Origin of the sequence: Histophilus somni (genome assembly GCF_014202395.1) — a bacterium.
Lineage (GTDB): Bacteria > Pseudomonadota > Gammaproteobacteria > Enterobacterales > Pasteurellaceae > Histophilus > Histophilus somni.
The window spans coordinates 130,788-143,499 of sequence record NZ_JACHGQ010000001.1; the positions used below are offsets into that span (position 1 = coordinate 130,788).

Annotated in this window: 7 protein-coding genes; all 7 read left to right on the forward strand. The window is 36.0% G+C overall.

Translation table 11 applies throughout. The features are described 5' to 3' along the window. The first annotated feature begins 77 nt into the window (after positions 1-77). Positions 78-521 (forward strand): YcgN family cysteine cluster protein, encoded by a 444-nt coding sequence (locus HNR69_RS00575; protein WP_075293883.1) that lies wholly within the window; start codon positions 78-80, stop codon positions 519-521. A gap of 109 nt (positions 522-630) precedes the next feature. Next, entirely contained in the window at positions 631-2,730 is a 2,100-nt protein-coding gene (gene malQ / locus HNR69_RS00580; RefSeq protein WP_136122222.1) for a 4-alpha-glucanotransferase, read from the forward strand. A gap of 11 nt (positions 2,731-2,741) precedes the next feature. Further along, on the forward strand, positions 2,742-5,165 hold the full coding sequence (gene glgB, locus HNR69_RS00585; RefSeq protein WP_075293881.1) for a 1,4-alpha-glucan branching protein GlgB: 2,424 nt from the start codon (positions 2,742-2,744) through the stop codon (positions 5,163-5,165). A 25-nt stretch (positions 5,166-5,190) separates the two neighbouring features. Next, complete coding sequence (gene glgX, locus HNR69_RS00590) at positions 5,191-7,173, forward strand: glycogen debranching protein GlgX (RefSeq protein WP_075293880.1); 1,983 nt, start codon at positions 5,191-5,193, stop codon at positions 7,171-7,173. 58 nt (positions 7,174-7,231) lie between these two features. Further along, positions 7,232-8,542, forward strand: a complete 1,311-nt coding sequence (glgC, locus tag HNR69_RS00595; protein WP_011609040.1) for a glucose-1-phosphate adenylyltransferase — start codon at positions 7,232-7,234, stop codon at positions 8,540-8,542. Between the two features lie 69 nt (positions 8,543-8,611). Then, a complete protein-coding gene (glgA, locus tag HNR69_RS00600) occupies positions 8,612-10,051 on the forward strand; it encodes a glycogen synthase GlgA (protein WP_075293879.1) in 1,440 nt (479 codons plus the stop codon). Between the two features lie 121 nt (positions 10,052-10,172). Continuing rightward, positions 10,173-12,632 (forward strand): glycogen/starch/alpha-glucan phosphorylase, encoded by a 2,460-nt coding sequence (locus HNR69_RS00605; protein ID WP_136122223.1) that lies wholly within the window; start codon positions 10,173-10,175, stop codon positions 12,630-12,632. Positions 12,633-12,712: the final 80 nt, after the last annotated feature.

Consider the following 12,712-nt stretch of genomic DNA (forward strand, 5'->3'; position numbering starts at 1 on the left):
TAATATTCTACGAGTCCGGTTGAATAATATTTAACCGGATTATTTTTTTAAGATGATAGTATCGGTTTTTTTTTGAAATGACTTTATCCCCTGAATTCTGGAAATATAAATCTTTGCTTGAAATGAACGATGAAGAATGGGAAGCACTTTGTGATGGTTGTGGCAAGTGCTGTTACCGTAAGTTTATTGAAGGGCGAGGAAAACGACAAAAGCTGTATTTTACTCGTATTGCTTGCAATCTATTGAATTTAGAAACGGGAAAGTGCGGTCATTATGAGAAACGTTTTCGCTTAGAGAAAGATTGTACAAAATTAACTAAAGCAAATTTGCCACATTTCAGTTGGTTGCCCAGTACTTGTGCTTATCGTTTACTTTATGAAAATAAACCGCTCTTTGATTGGCATCCTCTCATCGTTGGTCATTCTCAAGCGATGAAACGTGCTGGTGTGATGATTGAGCAGGGTATTCATGAAAAAGATGTGATTGATTGGTTTGAATTTGTGATTGATGAAAAAACTTAAAATTTCTATTTGAACTGGATCACAATTTAAAGTAATGCGTTTGCTTTTGTCAGTTAAGATTAGATAGAATGAAATTGATTTAATTCTTTTTAAGCTTTTTGAGAGTAAGATGGGCATTTCTAATCAATTACAACAAGATGCAGAAAAAATAGGGATTGCCATATCTCATTATGATATTGATGGTAATTTGATTTACGCAAAACCGGAAAGTCTGCATTATTTCATTCAATTACTGAGTCAAACGGAAGTTAGCTCAGAAGATAAAAAATTTGATGATGTAATAGTCGTCAGTGAAAATGAACCTATAATTTATGACTTAACCGCATTTAATTTATCTTCCGGCATTTCTATTCAATATTCTTTGTATGATGATAATGGGAACTTCCTGTCTCGGAGCCAACTTCTTAAAGAGCGGAAAAAACTAACATTATCTCCTTTAGCTTATGGTTATTATTCGTTGCTTCTTGAAATAAATGGAAATAACTATGTCGTTCGCATTTTAGTTTCGCCTCAACAATCTTATCAACCGACAGTATTTCAACGTAAAAAAGCATGGGGAATTAATGTTCAGCTTTATAGTTTGGTTTCCGCACGCAATTGGGGGATTGGCGATTTTGCCGATCTTGCATATTTAATTGAGAAAAGTGCGGTGCTGGGAGCTGACTTTATTGGAATTAATCCGTTACATCAACTTTATCCGGCTATTCCTGAATGGGCAAGTCCTTACAGTTCTTCTTCAAGACGTTGGTTGAATTTTTTATATTTGGCAGTAGATAAATTACCTGAATTTAATTTATGTCAAAAAGTCCAAAATTGGTTTAAACAAGAGAATACTCAAGCTAAACTGACTGAGTTGTGCCAATCTGATATCGTAGATTATCAGGCAGTAATGTCATTAAAACGTTCTGCATTAGAAGAGTTATTCGCTTATTTTAAGCGTAGCAGAGCAAGTAAAATTATTGAGCGTCGTCGCCAATTTGCTGAGTTTGTGAAGGCACAAGGTGATGCTTTATTATCTCAGGCTTTATTTGACGTATTAGATAGTATTGAACATCAAAATATGCCAGAAGATGAAAATAAAATTGGTTGGTTAGGTTGGCGTAAAGAATGGCAAATTTTAACTGATAAAGAACGCAAAAATTTGTTACGTAAATATAAAACACAAGTGGATTTTTACACTTGGGTGCAGTGGTTGGCTACTATCCAATTAACTGAAGTAAAAAACTTGTGCTTGGAAAAAGGTCTATCGTTGGGAATTTATGGAGACTTGGCTGTAAGCAGTTCGAGAGGAAGTGCGGATGTTTGGTCCGATCAAACACTTTATTGTGTGAACGCTTCAGTTGGTGCTCCGCCGGATCCTTTAGGTCCGGTAGGACAAAATTGGAATATTCCGCCTTATAATCCAACAATTTTAAAAGCTCGTGGCTTTCAGCCTTTTATTGATATGTTGCGAGCCAATATGCAGCATTTTGGTGTGTTACGTATTGATCATATTATGGGATTGTTTCGTTTGTGGTTAATACCGGAAGGAAAAAGTGCCTGTGATGGACTTTATGTACATTATCCTTTTGCAGAGTTGATGGCAATTCTAGCAATTGAAAGTCAGCGTAATCAATGTTTAATTGTCGGTGAGGATTTAGGTACTGTACCTAATGAAGTGCGGTTTAAATTGGATGAATTTAAAGTGTTCTCTTATTTTGTTCTGTATTTTGAGCAACAACACAACGAATATCCGAAAGCAGATCGTTTTCCTTTGCAAGCATTTGCTACAGTTGGAACTCATGATCTTCCTTCATTGCAGAGTTTTTGGCACTGTCGTGATTTAGAACTGTTTGCTCAATTAGGTATGTTGAAAGAAGGTGTTTTAAAATCAAAATATGATCAGCGAGTAGTAGATAAACAAGCGTTGCTTAATACTTTGCACCGAGATCAATACTTACCGCCTGATTATTGGGGAGATGCGTTAAATATGGCAATGCACGATAATTTAAATCATGTCATTCATCAATATTTAGCTGAAAGTCAAACGCAATTAATAGGTATACAACTGGAAAATTTACTTAATCAAGAGGTTTCTTTTAACTTACCCGGTACTTCAACGGAATATCCTAACTGGCGTAAGAAATTATTACAACCGCTAGAAAAAATTTTTACTGATAAAACAGTACTTTCATTAATTAGAACAATTAATCAGGCAAGAAATAAATAGGCAGGGTTTTTATGAATAAATTTGTATCACAATCTACCATTGATACTTTTTTTGATGGAAAACATGCAGATCCTTTTTCCGTGTTAGGTATGCATGAAACGTCAAATGGGATTGAAGTAAGGGTATTATTACCGGATGCTGAAAAAGTATTTGTTCTCAGTAAAGAAACAAAAAATGTACTTTGTGAATTATCGAGGGTAGATGAACGTGGTTTTTTTGCCGGTGTTGTGCCTAATACGCATAGTTTTTTTGCGTATCAATTAGAAGTTTATTGGGGAAATGAAGCTCAAGTTATAGAAGATCCTTACGCATTTCATCCGATGATTAATGAACTTGATAATTGGCTACTGGCAGAAGGCTCCCATAAACGCCCTTATGAAATTTTAGGTGCACATTTTACCGAATGTGACAACGTAGCAGGTGTAAATTTTCGTCTGTGGGCACCAAACGCTAAACGTGTTTCGGTCGTAGGCGATTTTAACTATTGGGACGGTCGCCGGCACCCAATGCGTTTTCATCAATCTAGCGGTATTTGGGAATTATTTTTACCCAAAGTATCGTTGGGGCAACTGTATAAATTTGAGCTGTTAGACTGTCATAATCAATTACGCTTAAAAGCCGATCCTTATGCCTTCAGTTCACAATTACGTCCTGATACAGCATCACAAATTGGGGCATTGCCTGAAATTGTATCAATGACTGAAAAACGCCGAAAAGCTAATCAAGCTGATCAGCCGATTTCAATTTATGAAGTACATTTGGGTTCTTGGCGTCGTAACTTGGAAAATAATTTTTGGCTGGATTATGATCAAATTGCTGATGAGCTTATTCCCTATGTAAAAGACATGGGATTTACGCATATTGAGCTTTTACCAATCTCTGAATTTCCATTTGACGGTTCGTGGGGTTATCAGCCTATTGGTTTATATTCTCCGACTAGCCGTTTTGGTACAGCCGAAGGTTTTAAACGTTTAGTGAATAAAGCTCATAAGGCTGGAATCAATGTGATTTTAGACTGGGTTCCGGGTCATTTCCCAAGCGATACGCACGGTTTAGTTGCTTTTGACGGTACGGCTTTATATGAACATGCGGATCCCAAAGAAGGTTATCATCAAGATTGGAATACTTTGATTTATAACTACGGTCGTCATGAAGTAAAAAATTACTTGGCTTCGAATGCGTTGTATTGGATGGAGCGGTTTGGCTTAGACGGTATTCGAGTAGATGCGGTTGCGTCTATGATTTATCGTGACTATAGCCGTGAAGACGGGCAATGGATACCAAATCAGTATGGTGGTCGTGAAAATTTGGAGGCCATTGAATTTTTGAAACAAACTAATCATTTATTGGGAACGGAAATTCCTGGTGTTGTATCAATTGCGGAAGAATCAACCTCTTTTGCCGGTGTTACTCATCCTCCGTATGAAGGTGGTTTAGGTTTTCATTTTAAATGGAATATGGGTTGGATGAACGATACATTGTCGTATATGAAAAAAGATCCGATTTATCGTCAACATCACCATAACCAAATGACCTTTGGTATGGTGTATCAATATAGTGAGAACTTTATTTTACCGCTTTCACATGATGAAGTTGTACATGGTAAATGTTCATTACTCGGTAAAATGCCCGGAGATGCGTGGCAAAAATTTGCTAATTTACGTGCATATTATGGTTATATGTGGGGTTATCCGGGTAAAAAATTACTCTTTATGGGCAATGAATTTGCTCAAGGCAGAGAATGGAATTATCAGGAAAGTTTGGATTGGTATCTTCTTGATGAAATTCATGGTGGTGGCTGGCATAAAGCTATACAGGATTATGTTAGAGATCTTAATCATATTTATCAAAAAAATGCACCGCTCTTTGAGTTAGATACGGATCCACAAGGTTTTGAATGGCTTGTTGTTGATGATTATCAAAATTCCGTGTTTGTTTTTGAGCGTCGTAGTAAAAAAGATGAACGTATTATTGTTATCAGTAATTTCACCCCTGTTTTACGTCAAAATTACCGTTTTGGTGTAAATATTGCCGGTGAATATATGGAAATTTTAAACTCCGATGCACAACAGTATATGGGATCAAATTCGACAAATACGAGCAAAATTGTAACTGAAGATATTGAAAGTCATAATAAAGCACAATCTATCAGTATTGATATCCCTCCTCTAGCAACAGTGTATCTTAAACTGCATAAAGTAAAAAAAGTCAGAAAAATGAGAAAAACCTCGAAAGTTGAAGATACAGCGGTGAAAACAGAGAAAAAAATAGCAAAGGGTAAAACCACGAGAACCAAAAAAACTGTCGCTGATACTGTCTCTGAGGCAACAGAGGTTAAGCCTAAAAAGACGGTAACAAAAAGAGCGGTAGTTAAAAAAGTAAAAAATGCAGAGGTGATTGCAGAATCGACATCAGTAGAAAACAACGTTAGCTAAAGGTATAAAAACAATTTGAATTTTTATGAGTAAGATAAGTTTAGGTAAACCATATCCTTTAGGTTGTACAGAATGTTGTATGGAAGGTATTGCAGGATTTAATTTTGCAATCTATTCCTCACAGGCAAGTGCGGTTGAACTTTGTATTTTTAATAAAAATTCTGTTCAAGAAACCCGTTATTCAATGTATTGTACAGAAAATATATGGCATATTTGGATAGCTGAATTGGAATATGGAACCGAATATGGTTTTCGTATTCATGGCGTGGATGGTTCTTTATCTAATCCAAATAAATTAATGTTAGATCCTTACGCAAAAGCTGTTGTTGGTAAACCTGATTTAAGTTGTGCAGAAAATAGAGCTTGGTTTTTACTTGAAGATGAGAGAGATAATGCACATTTAGCACCTAAAGCGTTAATTGAATCGTCATCTTTTGATTGGGAAGGAGATATTTTACCCCAAACACCTTGGTCAGAAAGTATCATTTATGAATTGCATGTAAAAGGTTTTACTCAGTTGCGAGAGGACATTCCGGAAGCAATTCGAGGGACTTATGCAGGTTTAGCTCATCAAAATGTTATTGCCTATTTGAAAGAATTAGGTGTAAGTGCGGTGGAATTATTGCCAATAAATTATCATTTAGATGAACCGCACTTGCAGGAGAAAAGACTACAGAATTATTGGGGTTATAGTCCCTTAGCGATGTTTGCTGTTGAGTCCAAATATTGGTCAAATCAAGCCGATACAACACCCTTAACAGAGTTTAAATCAATGGTAAAAGCATTACATAAAGCGGGAATTGAGGTGATTTTAGATGTAGTGTTCAACCATTCTGTTGAATCGGAAAAGCATTTTCCAACGTTTAGTCAACGAGGAATTGATGATCGGACTTATTATTGGCAGGACGAAGCGGGAAACTACATTAATCTAACAGGTTGTGGAAATACACTTAATTTATCCACTGAAATAGGACGAAAATGGATAATTGATTGTTTATGCTATTGGGTAGAAGAATGTCATGTTGATGGTTTTCGTTTTGATTTAGCCTCAGTTTTAGGACGAGAAACGCCGGATTTTAATGCTAACGCCTTATTATTTAAAGAAATTGAGCAGGTCTCAATTTTGCAAAAAGTTAAATTTATCGCCGAACCTTGGGATATAGGTATGGGCGGATACCAAGTAGGTAATTTCCCAGCGTATTTTGCTGAATGGAATGACCGATTTCGTGATGATATGTGTCGTTTTTGGTTATGGAAAAGTGGTGAACTCGGTGTTTTTGCAGAGCGTTTCGCAGGTTCGAGTGATATATATCGTTGTCAGGGGAAATTACCACATAATTCTATCAATTTTATTACCGCACATGATGGTTTTACATTACATGATTTAGTAAGTTATAACCAAAAGCATAATTGGGCAAATGGTGAAGATAATCGAGATGGGCGGAGTGAGAATTATAGTTATAACCATGGTATGGAAGGATATAAAGAGGGAAATTCTCTTGTTGAAGAAGCTCGTTATTTAAGTCGTAGTGCGTTGTTACTGAGCTTGTTATTATCAAACGGAACGCCAATGCTATTGGCTGGTGATGAGTTTGGTAATACGCAGTACGGTAATAACAATGCCTATTGCCAAGATAATGAAACAACATGGTTAAAATGGCAATATTTTGAACAAGATCTCTTTAATTTGGTTAAGCAAGTTATTGCATTGCGTAAACAAATTCCGAGTTTACAACGGGATAATTGGTGGCAGGAGAGCAATGTATCTTGGTTAAATATTGATGCTGAGAAGATGTCATTAGATGAGTGGCATAATAAAGGGAGCAAAGCTCTGCAGATTTTGCTGGACAGTAAATACCTGTTCGTTATCAACGCAAAAACAAGTTCACAAAAATTCTTATTACCTCAAGGCAATTGGGAGATTTTGTGTTATTCAAAAGTAGTACATTTAGAAAACAAGCAGTTGGAGATGACGGATTTGGCTTTTGGTGTGTTGCAGAAAAAGTGAATAACTCAAGTAAATGTGAGTTAGTCGTGAGTATAAAAATAAAAGATAAGGAGTTGCTATGAGTAACAGTATTACTAAAAATTTAAGTAAACATAAACTTGTTAAAGATACCTTAGTATTAATTCTCGCCGGAGGTCGAGGCTCACGACTTCACGAATTAACAGATAAACGTGCTAAACCAGCTTTATATTTTGGTGGCAACCGTCGTATTATTGATTTTGCTTTATCAAATTGTATTAATTCCGGCTTAAATCGCATTGGGGTTGTTACACAATATGCTGCTCATTCTTTATTACGCCATTTACAAAAAGGGTGGTCATTTCTACCGCAAGAACGTGGTGAATTTATTGATATGTTACCGGCACGTCAGCAAATTGATGATTCTACTTGGTATCGTGGCACAGCTGATGCGGTTTATCAAAATATGGCAATTATTCGTGATCATTACCGTCCAAAATATATTTTAATTTTAGCCGGTGATCATATTTATAAACAAGATTATAGCCAAATGCTCTTAGATCATGTTTCAAGCAATGCAAAATGTACTGTAGGCTGTATTGAAGTTCCACGTGAACAAGCATCAGAGTTTGGTGTGATGGCAGTGGATGAAAATTTGAAAGTAAAAGCATTTGTTGAGAAGCCAAAAGATCCACCGGCGATTCCAAATAAACCGGATACTTCTTTAGCTTCAATGGGAATTTATGTGTTTGATGCAGATTATCTATATGATGTATTGATGCGTGAAGTAAATACACCGTATACCTCTCATGACTTTGGTAAAGATATTCTGCCAAAATCTTTAGAGGAAGAAGTTTTATATGCACATCCGTTTAGCCGATCTTGTATGGGACGTAATACGGATGGGGAGATTTATTGGCGTGATGTGGGAACGTTAGATAGTTTTTGGCAATCAAATATTGATTTAGTATCTGAACATCCGCAATTGGATATTTATGACCAACGCTGGCCAATTCGCGGTAATCCGACCCAAACTTATCCATCAAAATTCTTCTATAACAAGCAAGATATTAAACCGGTAGATAATTCGCTTATTTCCGGTGGTTGTGTGATTACTGATGCAGAAATTAGTTATTCTGTGTTATTTGATCAAGTGAAAGTGAAAGCTGATTCTAAAGTAGAATATTCAGTGGTGTTGCCTCAAGTAACTATCGGTAAAAATTGTATTTTACGTAATTGTATTATTGATCGCCAAGTAGTTATCCCAGATAACACAGTTATTGGTGTAAATATTGAAGAGGATCGCAAACGCTTCCGTGTAAGTAGCACTGGAAAAGTTATTTTGGTAACTGAATCAATGATGAAAAAATTAAATGGCGAAAAAGTTGTCTCTGAAATTCATTTAGACTAGGTGTAAATATAAATAAGTGCGGTAGAATTTTTTATTTTTACCGCCTTGATGGGAGGATTAAAATTAACAATGAAAGTATTACATGTTTGTTCCGAATTATATCCATTATTAAAAACAGGCGGATTGGCTGATGTAATGGGGGCTTTACCTTTTGCGCAAAATGAAATTGGTATTGATGCTAGACTTGTTTTACCGGCTTATCCTGCTATTTCTCGTGGTATCCCCAATACTGTGGTTGTTGCTGAGTTTAATAATTTTGCTGGACATGTTGTACTACGTTATGGTGAATACAATGGTATTGGTGTTTATTTAATCGATGCACCGCATTTATATGCCCGTGAAGGTAATCCATATCATGATATGTGGTATAACGATTATACGGACAACTATAAGCGTTTTGCTTTATTGGCTTGGGTTGGGGCAGAGTTGACTACAGGATTAGACTTTTGGTGGCGTGCTGAAATTGTGCATGCTCATGATTGGCATGCAGGCTTAACAGCTGCTTATTTGCATCATAAAGGACGTCCTGCTAAATCGGTGTTTACTATCCATAATTTAGCCTATCAAGGACGTTTTTTACCTTATCATCTAACTGAAATTGGGTTGCCTTGGTGGATGTTTAATGTAGATGGATTGGAATTATATGGTGAAATGTCTTATTTAAAAGCCGGACTGTATTATTCCGATATTTCTACTGCAGTTAGTCCAACCTATGCCAAAGAAATTACAACACCTGAATTTGCTTATGGTTTACAAGGGTTGTTGCAAACTTTGAAAGCACAGGGACGATTGGTTGGTATTTTGAATGGCGTAGATGAAAAAATTTGGCATCCGTATAGTGATCCGTATATTGAAGATCATTACAAATTGGAATCAATGCAGGGTAAACGTAAGAATAAAATAAAATTACAAGCTTATTTTAATTTACCACAAAATCCTAATGCACTGTTATTTGTAATGGTTACACGTCTAACAGAGCAAAAAGGTGTAGATTTACTAATTGGTAGTGCTGAGAGAATTGTACAACAAGGTGGGCAATTAGCAATTTTAGGTTCCGGTTCAGCACATTTAGAAGCCGGTATTAATTGGCTTGCACAAGAGTATCCGGAAAATATCGCAGTAAAAATTGGATATGATGAAGCATTATCACATTTAATGATTGCCGGAGGAGATGTCATTCTTGTTCCAAGTCGTTTTGAGCCTTGTGGTTTAACGCAGTTATACGGATTAAAATATGGAACTTTACCGTTAGTTCGTTCAACAGGTGGTTTGGCTGATACTGTCATTGATAGTAGCAGTGAAAACATCAAAGCACGTCATGCAACAGGATTTGTATTTAATGATGCTGATGTTGGGGGATTATGTTATGGTATTGATAGTGCATTTACTTTGTGGCGTAAACCAAGTCAATGGGAAAGTGTGATAGTCAATGCTATGGAACAGGATTTCAGTTGGCAGACATCTGCAAAAGGATATCAATCCCTATATGATATTCTTTTACATAAATAAATTTTTTAGCGAAATAATTTGAGTAGAAATATTCAAATTATTTTTTATAAAATTTTATTGTTTTTTTTATACAGATGAATAAAATTCGGTAGTTTTTTATTAAATCAGGAGTTTGAGCCTAATGGTAAATACACTTCCCCTTCCTTTTTCTTATAATCGTCCGGAAAATACGAAGGATTCGTTGAAGAAATCGATTGTATATAAATTAATTTTTTTAATTGGTCGTTCCCCGGAGGAGGCAAGTCAACGTGATTGGCTAAATGCAACTTTATACGCCATACGTGATTTAGTAACAGAGGGCTGGATTTCCACTGCCCGTCAAGCAAGAAAAGAAGAAACTCGGCGAGTTTATTATCTTTCAATGGAATTTCTCATAGGGCGTACTTTATCTAATGCCTTAATTTCTGAAGGCGTATATCACTTAGCTAAAGATGCTTTAGCTGAACTTAATGTCGATTTAGAAGATGTATTGGAGAAAGAAGTTGATCCCGGTCTTGGTAATGGTGGATTAGGTCGTCTAGCAGCTTGTTTTATGGACTCTATCGCAACGCTTGCAATACCCGGTATGGGATATGGTATTCGTTATGAATATGGTATGTTTCAGCAATATATTGAAGATGGCAAACAAGTTGAAAAACCTGATGCGTGGTTAGAAAAAGGTTATCCTTGGGAATTTATTCGTCCGTCTAAACGCTTTAATATCCGTTTTGGAGGGCATATTTATTTTGAAGGGAAAAAATGTATTTGGAAAAATGCAGAAGAAATCACCGCACTTGCTTACGATCAAATGATTCCGGGATATAGCAATGACAGTGCAGCTACACTACGTTTATGGAGTGCAAACGCAGGTGAAACTTTTAATTTAGTGTCATTCAATCGTGGTGATTATTTCCATGCTATCGAAGAAAAATCTTCTAGTGAGAATGTTTCTCGAGTACTTTATCCGGATGATTCAACAGCTGCAGGCAGAGAATTACGTTTACGCCAAGAGTATTTTTTAGTTTCAGCTTCTCTACAAGATATTATTAAACGCCATAAGCGAATTTATAATACATTGGATAATTTAGCGGATAAAATTGCAATTCATTTAAACGACACTCATCCTGCTTTAGCTATTCCAGAGTTGATGTATATTTTAATTGATCAAGAAGGATATACTTGGCAAAAAGCTTGGGATATGTGCTGTCAGATATTCTCTTATACTTGTCATACATTAATGTCTGAAGCACTAGAAACTTGGCCGGTAGAAATGATGGCGAAGATATTACCTCGTCATTTACAGATTATCTTTGAAATCAACGATTATTTCTTAGAATATGTCCGCACTTCTGTTACTACTGATAACGACTTTATTCGTCGTATATCATTGATTGAGGAAGGTAATATACGTAAAGTGAGAATGGGGTGGCTATCTGTTGTTGGATCGCATAAAGTAAATGGTGTGGCAGCAATTCATTCGGATTTAATGGTAAGTTCTACATTTGCAGATTTTTATCGCATTTATCCTGAACGTTTCACCAATGTCACTAACGGAATCACCCCTCGTCGTTGGATTGCGGTAGCGAATCCTGATTTATCCGCATTATTTGATAAATATATAGGCACTGAATGGCGTAAAGATTTAACTCAATTAGAAACGCTTAAAGCACATATTCAAGATCCTGAATTGAAAAAAGCAATTCCAGAGATTAAACGTAAAAATAAACAACGTTTAGCGAATTATGTAAAACAAGAGTTAGGTATTGAATTAAATTCAAACGCTCTATTTGATGTTCAAGTAAAACGTATCCATGAGTACAAACGTCAAATTCTTAATGTGTTACATATTGTTGCTCGTTACAATGAAATGATTGCTAATCCAGAAAAAGATTGGACACCTCGGGTCTTTATTTTAGCCGGTAAAGCAGCTTCAGCTTATACGGCAGCAAAACAAACTATCAACCTAATTAATGATGTGGCAAATATCATTAATAATGATGATCGCTTACAAGGTCGTTTAAAAGTTGTGTTTATTCCAAATTATAGTGTCAGTCTTGCCCAAATTATTATTCCGGCAGCTGATATTTCAGAACAAATTTCGCTTGCCGGAACAGAAGCCTCCGGTACAAGCAATATGAAATTTGCTTTAAATGGTGCGTTAACGCTAGGGACATTAGATGGTGCAAATGTGGAGATATTGGAAAATGTTGGAAAAGATAATATCTTCATTTTTGGTAATACCGTAGAGCAAGTAGAAGAGTTACGGCGTAATGGTTATCATCCATTTGATATTTATCAGTCGGATGAACAATTACGTGAAGTTATTGATCAGATTAATGCAGGTCGTTTCTCACCCAAAGAACCTACTCGCTATCATGATTTGTTAAATTCATTGCGTTCTTACGATTATTATCAATCTTTTGCAGATTTTCGTAGCTATGTTGAGATGCAAAAAGCAGTGGATGAAAAATATAAAAATCAAGAAGCTTGGGTTGAAAGTGCATTGCAAAATATTGTGAATATGAGTTTCTTCTCATCTGACCGCACTATTTTAGAATATGCAGAAAAAATATGGAAAATTGAGCCATTAAAATTAGCGTAACAAAACTTCAAAAGGGAGCGAAACGCTCCCTTAATTGTTATAACTTGAAATACCTAGCGAAAAATCATATCCTAGCACAG

Excerpts from the sequence above, each read along its gene's own strand:
- HNR69_RS00575 (WP_075293883.1), top strand. The coding sequence starts at position 78 with ATGACTTTATCCCCTGAATTCTGGAAATATAAATCTTTGCTTGAAATG.
- malQ (WP_136122222.1), top strand. The coding sequence starts at position 631 with ATGGGCATTTCTAATCAATTACAACAAGATGCAGAAAAAATAGGGATT.
- glgB (WP_075293881.1), top strand. The coding sequence starts at position 2,742 with ATGAATAAATTTGTATCACAATCTACCATTGATACTTTTTTTGATGGA.
- glgX (WP_075293880.1), top strand. The coding sequence starts at position 5,191 with ATGAGTAAGATAAGTTTAGGTAAACCATATCCTTTAGGTTGTACAGAA.
- glgC (WP_011609040.1), top strand. The coding sequence starts at position 7,232 with ATGAGTAACAGTATTACTAAAAATTTAAGTAAACATAAACTTGTTAAA.
- glgA (WP_075293879.1), top strand. The coding sequence starts at position 8,612 with ATGAAAGTATTACATGTTTGTTCCGAATTATATCCATTATTAAAAACA.
- HNR69_RS00605 (WP_136122223.1), top strand. The coding sequence starts at position 10,173 with ATGGTAAATACACTTCCCCTTCCTTTTTCTTATAATCGTCCGGAAAAT.